Genomic DNA, 16,398 nt, shown 5'->3' with positions numbered 1-16,398 from the left:
CGTGGGCGGCCGCTGGGACGCGCGCCGCCGCGACCGGGAGGCCCAGCGCGCCGAGCGCGAGGCCCGCCGCACGCCGGTCAACCCCCTGTACTGGGTGGGCCGCGCCCCCGGCGCCGGTCCCGGTCCGGGCGGCACCGGACCCGGGGCCCGGGAGGACGGCGCCAGCCCCGCCCGCACCCACGGGGACCGCGCCCGCGAGCGCCGCGGCCGCCGGGTGGGCGGGTCCTCCGCCACCTCGGCGTCCCCGTCGTCATCGCCGTCGTCGCCGTCGTCCCCGTCGTCGAGGAGGAGGACCCGTGGCCCGCGCAGCCAATGAGCACGTGATCGGCGAGCGGTCGGTGACCTACGCCGCGTTCGCCCGCGGCCGCACCGCCCGCGAGGCGCTGCTGCCGTGGTTCTTCGCCGGGGTGTTCGTGCTCAGCGTGCCGCTGGGGGTGCTGGCCCGCAGCCCCGAGCTCATGCTCACCGGCCTGGTGGTGGCGGTGGTGGGCGTCGCGCTGTTCGCGGCGCCGTTCGGGGTGCGCCCGCTGCACCAGCGCCTGCTCGACGTGGTGCGCTGGCGGGGGCTGAGCCGCGCCGGGGAGCTGCGGTACTCCTCGGCCAGCGGCTTCGCGGGCCTGGAGGCGGGCCGGCACGCCCCCGGCCGCCTGCCCGCGGCGTTCGGCACCATCACCTGGCGCGACGTCCCCTTCGGGGACGAGGACGGCGACGTGTGCGTCTTCTTCCAGCCCAGCTCCGCCTCCGGCGCCACCGCCCTCTCCGGGGCGGCGGGCGGGCACTACGGGGTGTGCGTGCAGGTGGACGCCGCGTGGGGCGGCCTGCCCGACGTGCTCCGCCACGACCGGCTGCGCGGTGAGCTGGGGCGGGCGCTGGGACAGCTGTCGGACTCCTTCGACAGGGTGGCGATGTACTCGGTGTGCTCCTACGCCGATGGCACAGCTGGTCCAGCCGCCCCGGCGCCGCCGGCGTTCCGGGAGGTGGCCGACGCCGCGCGTGAGGACGCCGCCGACCACCCCCGGTACGACCACTTCCTCACCCTGTGGGCCACCTCCGGCCCGGCGCTGCGCGCCGCCGCCCGGGCGGCCCGCGTCCGCGGTGAGTCCGACCCCCACCTGGCCGCCGCCCGGGTGGTGGCCGACCGGCTGCGCGCCGCGGTGCCGCTGCTGGAGGCCGCCGAGGTGGCCGTGCGCCGCCCGCTGGACGCGCAGCTGCTGGCGGGGGTCAACCGCGGTCTGCTGGACAGGTCCGTGTCCCTGTGGGACCCCGAGCCCACCGACCCCTCCCGCATGGTCCCCTCCCTCGACGTGCGGCCCACGCACGTCGGTGTGCTGGGCCGCCACGGGGACGGGTTCCTGCGCGGCTACGAGGTCACGGGCTTCAGCGACGAGGCGAAGAGCTCGGTGGACCTGGTCCCGCTGCACACGCTGGGCGCCGCGGTGCGCGGGCGGGTGCTGGAGCACGTCGTCGCCGTCGTCGTCGACCTGCGCGACCGGGTGTCCACGCTGGCCGAGGCCCACCGCCACGACCAGGGGGAGGAGCTGCGCCGCCAGGTCCGGGAGTCGACCTCGCACCTGCGCGCCACCCTCGACCGGCCCGCCGACGAGCGCCGGCTCAACGTCTCCGCCGCCGGCGGGGGGTGGCACGGCGGGTACGGCGCGGCGTTCTTCGTGCTCAACGCCCCCTCCCTGGCCGAGCTCGACGACGACGGCGACGCGCTCGTCGCGGCCGCCCGCGCCTGCGGCGTGCACGTGGCCCCGGTGGCGCCGCGGCGCCAGGACCAGGCCGTGGTGGCCGGCACGCTGCTCGGGCGGGGGCTGGCCCGTGTCCTCTGACGCTCCGGTCCGCGTCCAGCGCACAGGGAGGGACTGCTCTCCGGGTGCTCGGAGGATCGGCCCCTTGGGAGTGACCGACCCGTCACCGGATGTGGGCCGATCCTCCGACGCGCCGGAACCGCTCCCCTGGGAGGAGCTCGTCGGCGGCGCTGTCGCGGGCATCCCGGCCCTCCCGCGCCACGCGCGCCGCCGTGCCACGGCAGCGTCGCGGGCGGCGGTCGCGGTCGCGCGGGGGGTCGACACCGCGTGGGACGGCGTCGCCCGCGCCGCCGCGGCAGCCGCCTACCGGCTCCGCGAGCCCGGTGACGGCACCCGGCCCCGCCCGCCCGTCGCGTCCGGGTCATCGCTGCGGCCCACGCTCGAGGAGCACCCCCGCGCCCGCCGCACCGCCGCCGCGCTGGGCTTCGGCGACTACGCGGCCCCGCCGATCCGCAGCGACCTCTACGGCCTGCAGCCCCTCTTTCCCTACGCCCACGCCCCCGCCTGGGACTCCCCGCGCGGCGTGCTCGTCGGGTACGACGCCCACACCGGCGAGCCGGTCCGCCACAGCGGCCGCGCCTGGTTCGACCACGGCACGTCGGGCTCGTCCACCCTGGTGCTCGGGTCGAAGTTCGCCGGCAAGTCCGCGCTGCTCAAGAGCTACCTGGTGCGCGCCGTGGCCGAGCACGGCTTCCGCGCGTGGGTCTACGACACCCGCGCCGTCAACCACGTCGACGCCGCCGACGGCGGGCGCCGGGTCAGCGAGGGGGAGTTCTGCGCGCTCGGGCGGGAGGCCGGGGGTGCGGTGCACCGCTTCGCCGCCGGCGGCCGCCTGCGCCTCAACCTCCTCGACGCCCGCCTGCACGGCGGCGGCGGTGGCGGCGGTGACGGCGGCGGTGAGCGGGCAGGCCGCGAGGGCCTGGTCCGCTCGGTGCTGCAGTTCCTCGCCGGGCGCCGCCTCACCCCCGCCGAGGGGTTCGCGCTGCGGGTGCAGCTGGACCGCACGCTGGCCTCACCCGCGCTCGCGGGGCGGCAGGCCACCGTGGTGGACCTGCGCCAGGCGCTGCTGGCGGCCCCGGCCGACCCCGACGAGCCCGTCGCCGGCTCCACCACCGACGCGCTCACCGAGGGGGAGCTGCACGCCTGGGGCCGCGACCTGGGCCTGCTGCTGGACCGCCTCGTCTTCGGGGACCTCGCCGGCTTCGTGGACGGGCCCACCTCGCCCGAGCTCGACCTCGACGCCGACGTCGTGGTCTGGGACCTGTCCGGCGTGCAGGCCACCCATCCCGACGTCGTCCCCGTCCTCATGGCGGCGTCGGCGGCGCTCATGCTCACCACGTGGACGGCGCCCGGCCGCGCGTGGGGCGTGGTGGTGGTCGACGAGCTGTGGAACGCCGTCCGCGTCCCCGAGCTGGGCGCGGTGGTGCAGGAGGTGGTGAAGAAGGCCCGCACGCTGGGCGTGGAGCTGCTCGGCGCCACCCAGCACCTCACCGACGTGCTCGCCGCGCAGGAGTCCGGCCGGTCGTTCGTGCACGACGCCGACGTCGTCGTCTCCTTCCGCCAGGAGCCCGTCAACGCCCGCGTCTTCGGCGACCAGCTGGGGTTCTCCGAGGTGGAGGTGGCGGCGCTGGAGTCCCTCGGCGCCCACCAGGCCCTGTGGAAGGTGCCCGGCCGGCCCGCGCGCGCCGTCCAGCACGTCCTCTACGGCGTGGAGCGGCGGCTCACCGACACCGCCCAGCGGCTGCGCTAGCGGTGGTCAGCCGCAGGGCGCTGTGGTGGTTCGCCGCCGCGGCCGCCGCCGTGGTCGCCGCCGTCGCGGTGGTGGCGGTGGTGCTCGTGGCCGCGGTGGTGGTGGTCGTGCTCACCGCCGGGCGCGACGCCGGGGACCGGTGGCGGGCGCCGACCTCGTCGTCGGTGGCCGTGGGGCCCGGGGGCGTGCCGGACCGCTACCGCGAGGCCTTCGACTACGCCCTCACCCTGTGCCCGCAGCTGCCCGCGCCGGTGCTCGCCGCGCAGGTCCAGCAGGAGTCCGGGTGGGACCCGGACTCCGTCAGCGCGGTCGGCGCCCGCGGGCTCGGGCAGTTCATGCCGGGCACCTGGGCCGAGCACGGCGTGGACGCGAACGGCGGTGGCGCGGTCATCACCGACCCCGCCGACTCCCTGGCGTCGGCGGCCTCCTACGACTGCTACCTGCTCCAGCAGGTCTCCGGCCGCGGCTACCGCGGGGACCCCGTCTCCCTCATGCTCGCCGCCTACAACGCCGGGCCGGGGGCGGTGCAGCGCTACCGCGGGGTGCCCCCGCCGTCGTTCTCGCAGGGGCAGACCCACGGGTACGTGCAGGCCATCACCGCCCTGGCCGACCGGCTCACCGTCCCCGCCACCCCGGGCCTGGTGGTGGCGGGGTCCGTCCCGGCCGAGCCGCTGCCGGCGTGGCCGCTGGGCGCGGACGGGGTGGCGCCCAACGCGGAGTTCGCCCGCCGCTGGGTGGACGCCTCCTACGGCACCCGCACCCCGGTCTCCGCCTGCGCGCGCGACGGGGGGCGCACCTGCTTCCTGCCCGTGACCAGCGGCGACGGCGGTGGGGACGGTGGCGGCGAGGCGCCGGACGCCGCCGAGGTGCAGCTGGGCTGGGCGGTGGCCCGGGGGCTCGTCGACGGGCACCGGGGCCTGGGGGTGGAGCGCGTGGTGTGGCAGGGCCAGGAGTGGACGTCCGACCGCCCCGTCTGGCGCCCCGTCGAGGCGACGTCCGTCCCGGCCGGCGTGGTCAGCGCGACCCTCACCAGCGCCCCCTGACCGCGCGGCCGCGGGACGCGCGACCATGGCGGCGTGCTGCTGCGACGCCTCAGGGACCCGGAGACGTCCACGCGGCGCACCCTGCAGGCCCGCGAGCGCCTCGTCGCGCACCCCATGACCACCGCCCTGCTCGACGCCGGGGTCAGCCTGCTGCTGGCCGAGCTGGAGCCCCGCACCCCCGTCACCGACGCCCCCCGGCCCGGGGCGGACCGGGTCCCGCCGGCGCTGTTCTTCGGGTGCCTGTCGGCGTCGCGCGTGTGCGCCGCGGCCACCCGCGTCGGACCGCTGCGGGTGACCGCGGCGCACCTGCGCGACAGGTGGCCCCGCCAGGACGACTTCGTCGACGACCTCCTCAGCCACGCCCTGTGGTTCGAGCACCACTTCGCGGGGGCCGTGCAGCAGGCGCAGGCGCTCCACGCGGAGATGCCCGCCGGCGCGACCGCGTGGGAGGTGGCCGGGCACCTCGCGCAGACCAACCTGTACTCGCTGCGGGCCCCGGTGACGTCCCGGGTGGAGGTGCTCTCGTGCGCGCTCACGGCGTCGCGCCCGTGGCTGCGAGCCGTGCAGCAGCGCAACTACGCGGTGTACGACAGCGCCTGGCACGGCGTGCTCGCCCCGCTGCTGCTGGGGCTGGGCCTGCGGCTGCGCCCCGGTGTGGGGGCCGGTGACCTGGCCCGTGCCGTGGGCAGCCTGGGGGAGGGGGTCAGCCTGCGCTTCACCGCGCTCGGCGAGAGCGCACTGGCCCGCGACCAGGCCGTGGACGCCTTCCAGCTGGGCTTCACCGGGCTGGTGGGCGTCTGGACGGAGCCCCTCGACGACGACGGCGGGGGCGCGGGCGGTGCTCGCCCGGTGGACCCGACGGTGCCGGTCTCACCCGTGCCGCGCACCGGTCCGGCCGAGGTCCTGCTGCGCCTGGTGGACCCCGTCACCGGCACCCGCAGCACCGCCGTCACGCGGCGGCGCCTCGCCGAGGACGGCATCACCGCGCAGCTGCTCGAGGGCGGCCTGGCGGTGCTGGGGGAGGAGTTCGGTGTGGCCGCGTCGGTCTCCGAGCCCCGCTTCTTCTCGTCCCTGTCAGCCGCGCGCGTGGTGGAGCAGGCGCGCGCTGAGGGCCACGCGGCCACCGCCGCTCAGCTGCGGGACCGGTGGGCGCTGCAGGAGCACTACGTGGACGACCTCGTGGGCTGGGCGCTCTTCCGCGCCGGTCTGCTGAGCCGCGGCCCGCAGCTGCGGCCCGGGGAGGACGCCGCCGCCGCGGCCGACCGGGACGCCGCCGCGGTGCACCGACGGCTGCGCCAGTCGGAGGGGAGCCCGGACTTCCGGCTGCGGCTGCTGCTCACCACGATGGCGGCGCGGACGAGCATCGTCGACGACTTCGCCCAGCAGCACGCGGAGGCGGACGCCGCGATCCTCGCGCACACGCGCAGCGTGCTGGAGGGCACCGGCGCTCGCCTGGCGGACGGGGTGGTGCCCAGCACCTTCGCGCGGGCGGCCCTCGCCATCGCGCACGGGGAGATCACGCGGTCGCTGGCCACCGGGGACGACGGCGTCCGCGCGGACCAGCCGGCCATAGCGCGCGCGTCGCGGGCCTTCCTGGACTCCCAGCTGGCCTGACCCGCCCCTCGTCCCTCCGACGGGGCACGCCCGACTGCGTGATCATGGGCGCCGCGCCGATCTAGCATCCGCTGTGGCCACGACGGAGCGGCACCCCGGCGGTGCGGACGCCCCCCGTGGACCCCACGCCACGGACGCGCCGTGGGCGCAGCGTGTGGCCCGGTCGCTGGCGGCGATGGGCCTGCGCCGCGCGGACCTCGCGGCGGCCCTCACCGACCCGGACGACCCGTCCCGCCACGTCGGGGTGTCGACCCTGCGCACGTGGATGCGCGGCACCACGGAGCCGCCGCGCGAGCGCGTCTCGCAGATCGCCCGCCTGCTCGAGATCGACGAGGCGCTCCTCTACGACGACCTCGGCTGGCTCGACGCCCACCAGGTGGCCACCGCGAGGGACGGCATCGGCTCCGCCGCTCGCGCGCTGGAGCTGCTCCACAGTCCCGCCGGCGAGCTGAGCGCCGGCGCTCAGGGCGTGCTGGCCCGCGCGCTCGAGCTGGGTCACGACGCGTTCTGCTGGACCCGCACCTGGACCCCCGGCGACGACGACGGCGACGGCGCGCCGCCCGGGCCCGAGCCGCTGCGCCAGTACGTCGGCATCACCGCCGACCCCGCCGCGGCCCGCACGGGCTGGCTGCGTCCCGTGAGACCGGCACCGGACGAGCGCCGCCGCGCCGTCGAGTGCCAGCAGGACCTCACCGAGGCGTACGCCACGGCGATGCGCCTGGCCCCGGCGCTGGTGGAGGACCGGCCGCTGGAGCTGGCCCGGTGCCAGGACCGGTACGCCGCCCAGCTGTGGTTCTGGGTGCCGCTGCTGCACGCCGGGCACCCGCCGCGCTGGCCGGAGCGGGCGGAGCTGGCGGGCCTGCGCGGGCGGCACGACCTCGTCGTCGTCGTCGGGGCGCGGGGCAGCGGGCCCGACACGGTGGGGGCGTGGCTGGCCCGGGACGCGGGGCTCGGCTTCCTCAGCACGGCGCTGGAGGCGCAGCGGGTGTACGGGCGCAGCTTCCCGCCCAGCGAGCGGCAGCGGTTCCTGCACGCCCGGCAGGCGCTGTGGGTGGGCACCGCCGCGCTGCGCGGCAGCCGCTGGCACGGGCACGTCGTGGCGCACGGGCCGGCGCAGTCCGCGCACGACCTCGCGCACGACCTGCACGCCAAGTGCGCCGGCAGCCGCGTGCTGCTCGTGCACCTGCGCGCCGGCGCGGAGCTGGGGGAGTTCCTGGCGGACCACTTCCCGCACGACGCCGACTCCCAGGTGGAGCGCGACGACGGCCGCGGCCGGTCCAAGTGGACGCTCAACCGCGACGCCACGGCCGCCGCCGTCGCCGAGGTCCGCCGTGCCACCGCGCCCACCGCGCCCACCGCGGGCGGCGCGGCGTCGGTGGAGGTGGTGGAGGTGGCGGTCGACGTCGCGGCCCTGGCGCGGCTGGCCCGCACCCGCGCCGCCCGGGGCTCCACGCCCTCGGACGACCTGCTGGCGCTGCACCACCGCACCTACCGCGCGCTGCGCCAGGAGCTGGCCCGGCGAGCGACGCCCTGACCGCCAGCCGGGCTGGCGGTCAGTCCCCTCGTCCCGCGTGGACCGGCGCGGGTGCCGGTGGCACCGTCCTGGTGATCAGCCGACCCGCAGCCGTGCGGGCCGGTCGCCCTGGGGGCGAGGGGGGAGCTCGTGGACCGCGCGAACGAGGCGGTGGTGCTGCTGCGGCGCAGCACCGCCACGGTGCTGGACGACCGCCCGCTCGTGGCGCTGGGCCTCGAGACCGCGCTGGCCGACGTGCCCGACTCCGCCGGTGTGGTGGTGGTCGGCCAGGTGCCCGGCGCGCTGGACGCCGTGGTCGCCGCCGTGGCCCGCGGCCAGCACGTGGTGGTCGTGCTGGACGACGCCGACAGCCCGGGCCTGGCCGCCGCCGCGCTGGACGCTGGCGCCCGCGGCGTGGCGGTGGGCAGCGGGACGGTGGCCGAGCTGACGCACGTGGTGCGGTGCGCCGTCCGCGGCCGGGTGGCCGTGGCGGCGTCGGTGGCCGAGCGGCTCGAGCAGCTGCGGCAGCTGCGGTCGGTGTTCACCGCGCGCGAGCTGGAGGTGCTGGCCCTGTACGCCACGGGGATCCCGGCGAAGTCGGTGGCGCGGCGGATGGGCGTGGGCCTGGAGACGGTGAAGACGTACGTGAAGCGGCTGCGCGCCAAGGCCGAGCCGCTGAGCATCGCCACCACCACCCGCCTGGAGCTCGTGGACCTCGCCCGCCGCCTCGACCTCCTCTGACCACCCCACCGTGATCATGGGCGTTGTGCGCACCACCGCCCGTGATCATGGGCGTTGTGCGCACCGCCGGCCGTCAGGGCCCGGGCGTGATGACCGCCATCGTCGGGCGGTGCCGGGTGCCCGACCCGTCCTCGCTGGTCAGCACCGTGAAGCTGGTGACGGCGCCCGCTGACGGCGTGAGGAGCACGTGGTCGATGGGCATGGCCAGCAGCGTCGGCACGTGGGTCGACCAGGTGCCCACCCCGGCGCTGTGCCGCAGCGTCGCCGCGTCGGTGCAGCCGCCCAGCGACGGGCCGCCGAAGTCGTCCGTGCTGGCGTTGAAGTCGCCCGCCACCAGCACGGGCCTGCCGGCGGCGGCCCCGGCCGCGCACTGCGAGGCCACCCAGTCGACGTCCTCGTCCCACCCCGCCAGCCGCTCGCCCACCGGCCACGGCGCGTGCAGCGCCAGCAGCGTCGGCAGCCCCGGCGTGGTGGTCGTCAGTTCCACGGTCTTCACCGGGTCCGGCCCCGGCACCGACGAGTAGTGCCGCGCCAGCCGCGGCGCCATCCACACGGCCACCTGCGTGGTGGAGGAGTGCCGGTTGACGCGCATGAGGGAGACGCCCGCCGCGGTGAAGGCGCGCCGGTACGCGCTGCCGGAGCGCAGGGCCACCTCGGGCAGGATGACGACGTCGGCCCGCTGCGCCGCCGCCAGCCGCGCCACGACGTCCGGGCTGGTCAGGTCGGTGTTGGTGTTCCACTCGAGCACCCGCAGCTGCCCCGGGGCCGGCGCCGCCACCGGCTCGTCCACCACCCCGCGCGCCAGCACCACCGGCAGGAGCAGCGCGCTGGCCACGGCGAGCGCCACGGCCACCGGCACGCCCACCCGCGGCCGCCAGGTGCGCCGGGCCAGCAGCACCGCGACGACGACGAGGGCCACCGCGAACAGCACCCCCAGCGCTGCGCGCGCGGGCAGCGCCGCTGCGATGACGGGCCACCGCTCGAACCCGGCCAGCGGCGCCGCGAACAGGACCGCCGCGCAGGCCACGAGCACGGCCGAGCAGGTCCACGCCCAGGTCACCGGTCTCCGCACGGCGGTGATCGTGTGGGAGCCACCTGGGCGGACGCTGGACGCTGCCCCGTTCGGCGGTCCCGGCGGTCCCGGCGGTCCCAGCGGTCCCAGCGCTAGCGGCGAGCTCACTGCACGAAGGTCTTGCCCCTGAAGCAGTGGGTGGTCGAGGCCGGTGTCCGCCCGGCGGCGGTCTCCAGGCTCACCGAGGCGTAGACGCACGCGGAGGTGCTCACCGCGAGGTTGCCGAACGTCGGCTGCCCGTCCACCGAGGGCGCGGAGAACTGGAACGCTGCGTCCCCGGTGGCCGGTCTGACGATGTCGACGTGCACCACGGTCCCCGGGGCCAGGCTCGCGCCGGGGAACGGCTCGAAGCGCGGCCAGGAGGCGCCGCAGCCGGGGGAGTACTTCAGCTGCGCCAGCCCCACGGTCATGCCGTTCTGCTGGACCTCGGTGTTGTCGAGGGTCTCCACCCCGGGCAGGCGGGCGCAGCCGGTGTCCTGGGGGTCGCTGCCGTCGGCGACCGCCAGCGACGGCGCCGCCGTCCCGGTCGGGGGTGCCAGCGCGCCCAGGCCCTGGCCCTGGCCCTGCCCCTGCCCCGCGCCCAGGCCCCCGGCCCCGGTGGAGGCGAGCGACGACGACGACCCGCCGCCGTCCGCCCCCGCGCTCAGCGCGAACCCCGTCCCCGCCCCGACCACCAGGCACGCCGCGGCCACCGCGGGCCACAGCCAGCGCCGCCGTCCCGCGGGCCCCGCCGTCGTCGTCGTGGTCCCCGCCGGCTCGACCGGCTCGACCGGCTCGACCGGCTCGACCGGCTCGACCGGCTCCACCGGCTCGGGGTCCGGTGCCGGCACGGGCTTGGCCGTCCCACGCCGGGCGGCGCCCTCCCAGCGCTCGCGCCACGCCTCGGGGTCACCGCCGCAGGCGGTGACGTAGGCGTGCAGGGTGTCCCAGGTGGGGTGGCGCTCCCCACCGGCCGCCTCCGACAGCGTGGTGGGGGAGCGGTGCACCCGCTGGCCCATCTCGCGGTAGCTGGGGCTGCCGGCGGACCGGCGCAGGTCCCTCAGGGCGATGGCCAGGGCCGTCAGGGGGGTGCCGTCCTCGCGCAGCTCCCGCTCGGGCCGTCCGACCACGTCGCCTCCCTGTTGATCGATTGGTTCTGCGTGCCGGCTGGGCGCGCGCATCAATCTCGCGGCTGCCTACGGTGCAGGTCAGCGGCCCGATCACGCAACGACGGCGTGACCGCGGTACCCCTCAGTGGGGACCGGTGGACGGCCGCGGCTGACACCCGCCCACCGCCCGCTGCGGTGCCCGGGGGCGGTGTGCCGTGAGCGGGGAGGCGACCGGCTGTGATGCTCGAGGACGACGGTGCGTGGCCCCGACCGCGCGAGACGCCAGTACCGGCGGTGCTGGCGGTGCTGGACGAGCGCCCACTGGTGGTGCTCGGCCTGCGCGCCGCCCTCGCTGCGGCCCCGTCCACCGCCGAGGGGCTGCTGGTGGTGGGCCGCACGCCCCACGCGCTGGAGTCGGTGCGGGCTGGCGCCGAGCGCGGCCGCGCCGTGGTGGTGCTGGTCGACGACGTCGAGCGCCCCGGCGAGGTGACCGCCGCCCTGGAGGCCGGAGCCCGGGGCGTGGCGCTGTCGGGCGGGTCGGTGGCCGAGCTGCTGCACGTGGTGGCCGGGGCGTGCGGCGGGCAGGTGCGGGTGGCCGCCGCGGTGGCCGAGCGCCTGGCGGAGGTGCGGCGGCTGCGGGCGCTGTTCACCCCGCGGGAGCTGCAGGTGCTGCGGCTGTACTCGACGGGCCTGCCGGCGAAGTCGGTGGCGCGGCGGATGAAGGTCGGGCTGGAGACCGTGAAGACGTACATCAAGCGCCTGCGCGAGAAGGCCGAGCCGGAGGGCCTCCCCACCGGGTCCCGGCTGGACCTGGCGGCCCTCGCCCGCCGGCTCGACCTCCTGTGACGGCGTCCGGGCGGAACTGACCGCGGTCACCTGCGGATGTCACGGCCCAGCAGCGGCCCCCGTACCTGACCGCGGTCGCCTCCGAAGCTGACCGCGGTCAGGTGCAGGGGCGCACCCTGGCCGACGCCTCCCCGCGGCGCTGACCCGTCCGGTCTCGGAGGCCGCGGTGGCGGCGTCGTCCAGGGTGGCGTCGGTCCACTCCGGGTCGTGCGGGTCCGCCAGACCGGGGCCCCGAAGCCACCTGCGGCGGCACCCGCGGTGCGAGCGCCGACCGAGGCTCCGGGCGCCCAGCCGGGTGCCCACGTCGGGCTGGTGGTTCGCCGACGACTTCTCGGCCACGGCCCCGGGCTTCCAGGCAGCCCTCGCCAGGAGCCGCGGGCCCCGAGTCCCTCAGCCTTCGGGCCAGTGCAGCTGCCCAGCCACGGAGACGGCCGTCAGGTCGAGCAGGTCGCTGGTGCCGGTCTCGCCGTACTCGGTGCCGGTGGGGTCGAGCTGCCAGATCCGCACCGAGCGGGTCAGCGGGTCGACCACCCAGAGCTCGTCCACGCCGCGGGCGGCGTAGAAGCTGGACTTCGCGAAGGTCTCGTCGTGGGGGCTGAGCACCTCGACGACGAGGGCTGCCGAGGCGTAGTACAGGGCCGGGGACTCATCGCCGCGGTGGAAGCCCAGGTCGGGGACGCGGAAGTCGCCAGGGTCGCCCAGGTTGAAGGAGCCACCCGGTCGCAGCCCGCGGGAGCGGGCACGGGCGTTGAGGTGCTCGGCCAGCGCCATCGCCGTCTCGCCGTTGCGCCCGTGCTCGTGCGGTGCCACGTGGTACACCCCCTCCCAGACCTCGTCCTTGCCGTCTAGACCGAGCTCGCGCCGGCGCGCGAGCCATGACTCGACGACCGGGTCGTTCTCCACGAAGAGCGTGCTCATCGGCGTCCCTCGCTCGTCCAGGTCCACGTCTGCCGCGGTGTCGGCGTCGTCGGTGTCGACCATGGCAGAACCCTCGGACAGCCCGCTCTCGTTGTCCACAGGCGACCGCTCACCCCGTCGCTCGCCGCCGCCTGACGGGCCGCACCCGCGGGCTGGCCCGTGGGCCGACCCCCGGGCGAGCCCGCTGCCGCGCCGCCTCCCTCCCGGCCAGCCTGGGGGGCCGACCACCCGGGTCGGTCACCGGGGCGAGGAGGACGTGTGCAGCGCTGCGACCAGCAGCTGACCCCGCGGGACGCGGAGGACGGCGGCGGGCCGCCCCCGTCCCGGGTCACGGTGCTCGACGCCCGTCCCGTGCTGGCCCTCGGCCTGCGCACGGTGCTGACCCGGGTGCCGGAGGCCGCCGACGTGCTGGTGGTGGGCCGCACGCCCGGGGCCGCGCACCACGTGCGCGCCGGCGTGGCGGACGGGCGCACCGTGGTGGTGCTGGTCGACGACGACGACCCGCCCGGCGCCGTCCTGGCCGCGCTCGACGCCGGCGCGCGGGGCGCGGCGTCCGCGGGAGGGACCGTGGAGGAGCTGGTCCGCGTGGTGCGGCGCGCCGCGGACGGCCAGCTGGCCGTGGCGGAGGTGGTGACCGACCGCCTGGCGGAGGTCCGCCGGTTGCGCACCCTGTTCTCAGTGCGCGAGCTGGACGTGCTCCGCTGGTACGCCACGGGGCTGCCGGCCAAGCTCGTGGCACGCGAGATGGGCGTGCGCATCGAGACGGTGAAGACCTACCTCAAGCGCCTGCGGGAGAAGGCCACCAGGGAGGGCCTGCCCACGCAGACCCGGATGGATCTGGCAGACCTCGCCCGGCGCCTCGACCTGCGCTGACGCGGGTCGGCGGGTCGGCCGCCCGCGTCGCCGTCAGGAACGCTCGAGCAGCTGCCGCGCCACCCGCCGGGTCCGGTGCGCCGCCACCCCCGACAGCGCCGCCGACCCGACCCCCAGCACCGCCCACCCCAGCACCCCCACCAGCGCGGGCGCCGCGTGCGCGGCCGAGGTCACGGCCGTGGCGACGGCGACGGCGAAGACCAGCGCCCCCGCGGTGCGCCGCCCCAGCGCCCAGTGACCGCTGCCCGGGAGCACGAGGGAGGCCAGCACCACCGCCCACACCCGCAGGTGCAGCGCACCCCCCGGCGCGGTGGTGAGGGCACCCAGCGCCCGGCGGCCCAGCGGCGCGGGCCGCACCGTGGACGCCTGGTCGATCCCCTCGGGCGCGGCGGCCGGACCGTAGGCGACGTAGCCCAGGTTGCTGTCCACCCGCACCACCGGCAGCGGCGCAGCGGCCGCGGGCTCGTCGTCGCTCGACACCGTCTCACTTCCCCTCGACCGTCGGTGGCGCGTGCGGAGGCCGTGCCACCGAGCATCCCACCGGCCCCGGCGCCCCGTCACCGTGCGGACCCGGGGGCCCACCGCACCCCTCCCGCTGCGCGGTGATCGCCGCGATGATGCGGGGGTGAGAGCCGCCGCGCGCTCCCCGGACGCCGTGACGGCGCTCGCGGGCGCACTGCTCCTGGGCACCACCGCCCTGGTGTGGCCCGCCGACGCCCTCGCACGCCCGGTCAGCTGCCTGCTCTCGGTGCTGGCGGGCGCGGCCCTGGTCGCCACGGGGCGGTGGATCGCCACCTCGCCGCACGGCTCCACCGGTCCTGGGCTGGCCTGCACGCTCAGCGGCGCCACGTGGCCGCTGAGCTGGGCGTCCGTGACGGGCTCGGGCCCGCTCAGCTACGTCGGCTGGCTCTACAGCGGCTTCGTGTGGATCCTGCTGATCTACGTGGTGACGGGGTTCCCCCAGCTGCTCTCGGGCGGGCGCCGGCACCGGGCGGCGCTGGCCGCGGTCGCCGTCGTCGTCCTCGGTCCGCTGTTCGTCTCCACGTCGATGTTCTCGCTGCCCTCCTGGACGGGCACCTCACCGGACGCGTGGTGGCCGGAGCTGTTCACCCCGGACCGGGACCTGTCCGAGGGCCTCAACGCGGCGTTCGGCCTGGGCACGCTCGTGCTGGCCGGGTGGGTGACGGTGCTGTGCGCCGCGCGGCTGGTGGTGGCCGTGTCGATCGACAGGCTGGTCCGGCTGCCCGCGGTGGTGGGGGCGTCCCTGTCGGGCCTGGTGGCCGGCTCCGCCGTGGCGGGCATCGAGGGCGCGGCCCTCGCGGAGGACCTCACCGTGCAGAGCGCCGGGGTGCTGCTCTTCCCCGCCGCGGTGCTGGTGAGCCACCTGCACCTGCGGGGTCGTCGGCGCCGGCTGCTGGGGCGCCTGGCGGCGGTGCCGTCGCTGTCGCTGCCCGCGGTGGAGGGGGTGCTGGCGCACGAGTTCCTCGACGGGTCGCTGCGGGTGGTGCTGTGGGACCCGCTGCGGCGTCGGGTGCCGCAGGGGTCCCCGGGCGGGCCGGGGCAGGGCGCCGACCTGTTCGCGGGGCGGACGGTGGCGGCGGTCTCGGCCCCGGCGGTGGAGGGCGGGCCGGTGTTCGAGGGCACCACCATCGCGTGGATCACCGCGGACGCCCGCCTGCGCGCCTACGGTCCGCTGCTGGACACGGCGGCTGCGGCGCTGAGCGCGCCGCTGGCGCTGCTGCTGCACGCGGAGCTGATCGCCGCGCAGGAGCGGGAGGCGAACGCCTCGCGGGTGCGCGCGGCGCTGGCGGCGGGGGAGGCGGTGACCGCGGCGGAGGCCCGCACGCGGGCGCGCATCCGGCGAGACCTGCACGACGGCGCCCAGCAGCGCTACTTCTCCCTGGCGTTCCGGCTGGGGGACATCGCCGAGCGGTGCGAGGACGCGGGCCTGCCCTCCCTGGGCGCTGAGGTGGAGCAGGTGCGCGACGACGTGCTGGAAGCCACCGCGCAGCTGCGGGAGTTCGCGGCGGGCCTGTCGCACGTGGAGCTGGCCGCCAGCGTGCTGGCCATGGCCGAGCAGGCGCCGTTCCCGGTGCGGGTGGACCTGGCCGAGCTGGCGCAGGCGGGCCTGACCGGGCCGCAGGAGACCACCTTGCGCCTGGCCGTCACGGAGGCGCTGACCAACGCCATCAAGCACGCCCGGGCCACCTCTGCGGCGATCAGCTGCACCTGCCGCGAGGGGGCGGTGACGGTGGTCGTCGACGACGACGGCCGCGGGGGAGCGGCCGCCGGGGCCGGGGGTCACGGCTTCCAGGGGTTGAACGACCGGTTGGCCGAGCTGGGGGGCACGGTGCTGATCGACTCACCCCCGGGGCGGGGCACGCGGATCATCATGACCTTCCCGGTGGAGGTCGCAGCTGTGGAGGAGAGCCGTGCGCTACGCGGTGGTGGATGACTCGGAGTTCACGCTGGCCGCGTTCCGCGGGCCGCTGGAGCGGTACGGGCACCAGCTGGTGCTGGCGGTGACCAGTGGTGCGGAGCTGCTGGCGCGGATCGACGAGGTCGACCCGCCGGACCTGGTGGTGCTGGACAAGGCGATCCCCCCGAACCGGCTGGAGGGGTTCGAGACCGCGCAGGCGCTGCGGGCCCGGTTCCCCGGGATCGGGATCATGCTGATCTCCTTCGAGATGGAGGTCGAGGACGTCCAGCGGGCGCAGCGGCTGGGTGGTGACGGTGTGGGGCTGGTGCAGAAGAAGTCGATCGCGCGGATCTCGGCGTTCGCGGCGGTGCTGGACGGGGTGGCCAACGGGGGTTCGTACGTGGACCCGGACCTGCGCCGGCAGGTGGCGGCGCGCGCCGAGCGCGAGGGGGCGTTGGACGCGTTGAGCGCGCGGGAGGCGGAGGTGCTGGACCTGGCCGCGCAGGGGCTGTCCAACCAGCAGATCGCCGACCGGCTGCGCCGCCCGGACGGGGGAGCGCTGTCGGACCGGACGGTGGAGGGGTACCTGAAGAACGCCTACCAGAAGCTGGGGGTGGACATCCACAACGGTCGGGTGCTGGCGTCGGTGCTGTGGGCGACCTCCGGGCGACGCCCTCCCGTCTGACGTCGCGCACCGGGGGGAGGTCCGG

Annotated in this window: 14 protein-coding genes and 1 pseudogene; 11 read left to right on the top strand and 4 right to left on the bottom strand. The window is 77.3% G+C overall.

Annotated elements, in window-relative coordinates; genetic code table 11:
* The 7 genes and pseudogenes from H7K62_RS21100 to H7K62_RS24420 form a co-directional block, all read left to right on the top strand.
* A pseudogene (locus H7K62_RS21100) lies at window positions 1-316 on the top strand (hypothetical protein); the annotation flags it as partial.
* Window positions 297-1,832: a hypothetical protein gene (locus H7K62_RS21095; RefSeq protein WP_186722485.1), complete on the top strand. Its 1,536-nt coding sequence runs from the start codon at window positions 297-299 to the stop codon at window positions 1,830-1,832. The pseudogene H7K62_RS21100 and the gene H7K62_RS21095, both read left to right, overlap by 20 nt.
* Before the next feature lie 64 nt (window positions 1,833-1,896).
* Window positions 1,897-3,561 (top strand): hypothetical protein, encoded by a 1,665-nt coding sequence (locus H7K62_RS21090; protein WP_186722484.1) that lies wholly within the window; start codon window positions 1,897-1,899, stop codon window positions 3,559-3,561.
* 2 nt (window positions 3,562-3,563) lie between these two features.
* On the top strand, window positions 3,564-4,604 hold the full coding sequence (locus H7K62_RS21705) for a lytic transglycosylase domain-containing protein (RefSeq protein WP_222438008.1): 1,041 nt from the start codon (window positions 3,564-3,566) through the stop codon (window positions 4,602-4,604).
* 33 nt (window positions 4,605-4,637) lie between these two features.
* Complete coding sequence (locus tag H7K62_RS21080; RefSeq protein ID WP_186722483.1) at window positions 4,638-6,218, top strand: hypothetical protein; 1,581 nt, start codon at window positions 4,638-4,640, stop codon at window positions 6,216-6,218.
* A 73-nt stretch (window positions 6,219-6,291) separates the two neighbouring features.
* Window positions 6,292-7,752, top strand: a complete 1,461-nt coding sequence (locus tag H7K62_RS21075) for a helix-turn-helix transcriptional regulator (RefSeq protein ID WP_186722482.1) — start codon at window positions 6,292-6,294, stop codon at window positions 7,750-7,752.
* A 129-nt stretch (window positions 7,753-7,881) separates the two neighbouring features.
* The gene (locus tag H7K62_RS24420; RefSeq protein ID WP_186722481.1) at window positions 7,882-8,472 is read left to right on the top strand and encodes a helix-turn-helix transcriptional regulator; all 591 of its coding nucleotides are present in this window, start codon (window positions 7,882-7,884) and stop codon (window positions 8,470-8,472) included.
* A gap of 73 nt (window positions 8,473-8,545) precedes the next feature.
* Here the strand turns inward: H7K62_RS24420 and H7K62_RS21065 are convergent, their stop codons facing one another.
* Both H7K62_RS21065 and H7K62_RS21060 read right to left on the bottom strand, forming a co-directional pair.
* Window positions 8,546-9,544: an endonuclease/exonuclease/phosphatase family protein gene (locus tag H7K62_RS21065; protein WP_186722480.1), complete on the bottom strand. Its 999-nt coding sequence runs from the start codon at window positions 9,542-9,544 to the stop codon at window positions 8,546-8,548.
* 104 nt (window positions 9,545-9,648) lie between these two features.
* Window positions 9,649-10,653 (bottom strand): helix-turn-helix domain-containing protein, encoded by a 1,005-nt coding sequence (locus tag H7K62_RS21060; RefSeq protein ID WP_222438007.1) that lies wholly within the window; start codon window positions 10,651-10,653, stop codon window positions 9,649-9,651.
* 219 nt (window positions 10,654-10,872) lie between these two features.
* On the opposite strand from H7K62_RS21060, the gene H7K62_RS21055 reads away from it, so the two are divergent.
* Window positions 10,873-11,478, top strand: coding sequence for a response regulator transcription factor (locus tag H7K62_RS21055; protein ID WP_255480949.1), 606 nt, complete (start codon window positions 10,873-10,875; stop codon window positions 11,476-11,478).
* 390 nt (window positions 11,479-11,868) lie between these two features.
* Here H7K62_RS21055 and H7K62_RS21050 read toward each other — a convergent pair whose 3' ends face one another.
* The gene (locus H7K62_RS21050) at window positions 11,869-12,495 is read right to left on the bottom strand and encodes a Uma2 family endonuclease (RefSeq protein WP_186722477.1); all 627 of its coding nucleotides are present in this window, start codon (window positions 12,493-12,495) and stop codon (window positions 11,869-11,871) included.
* A 159-nt stretch (window positions 12,496-12,654) separates the two neighbouring features.
* Between H7K62_RS21050 and H7K62_RS24415 the strand changes: the two genes are divergently transcribed.
* A complete protein-coding gene (locus H7K62_RS24415; protein WP_186722476.1) occupies window positions 12,655-13,269 on the top strand; it encodes a response regulator transcription factor in 615 nt (204 codons plus the stop codon).
* Window positions 13,270-13,302: 33 nt separating this feature from the next.
* On the opposite strand, the gene H7K62_RS21040 is transcribed toward H7K62_RS24415, so the two are convergent.
* A complete protein-coding gene (locus H7K62_RS21040) occupies window positions 13,303-13,749 on the bottom strand; it encodes a hypothetical protein (RefSeq protein ID WP_186722475.1) in 447 nt (148 codons plus the stop codon).
* A gap of 145 nt (window positions 13,750-13,894) precedes the next feature.
* Here H7K62_RS21040 and H7K62_RS21035 point away from each other — a divergent pair, with 145 nt between their 5' ends.
* Together H7K62_RS21035 and H7K62_RS21030 are read left to right on the top strand one after the other, a co-directional pair.
* Window positions 13,895-15,724, top strand: a complete 1,830-nt coding sequence (locus tag H7K62_RS21035) for a sensor histidine kinase (RefSeq protein ID WP_186722470.1) — start codon at window positions 13,895-13,897, stop codon at window positions 15,722-15,724.
* On the top strand, window positions 15,702-16,373 hold the full coding sequence (locus H7K62_RS21030) for a LuxR C-terminal-related transcriptional regulator (protein ID WP_186722468.1): 672 nt from the start codon (window positions 15,702-15,704) through the stop codon (window positions 16,371-16,373). Before H7K62_RS21035 ends, H7K62_RS21030 begins: the two co-directional genes overlap by 23 nt.
* Window positions 16,374-16,398 lie beyond the last annotated feature (25 nt).

This window comes from Quadrisphaera sp. RL12-1S, assembly GCF_014270065.1.
Lineage (GTDB): Bacteria > Actinomycetota > Actinomycetes > Actinomycetales > Quadrisphaeraceae > Quadrisphaera.
Note: the sequence above shows the minus strand (reverse complement) of the source record. Positions and strands in the feature narration are given on the sequence as shown.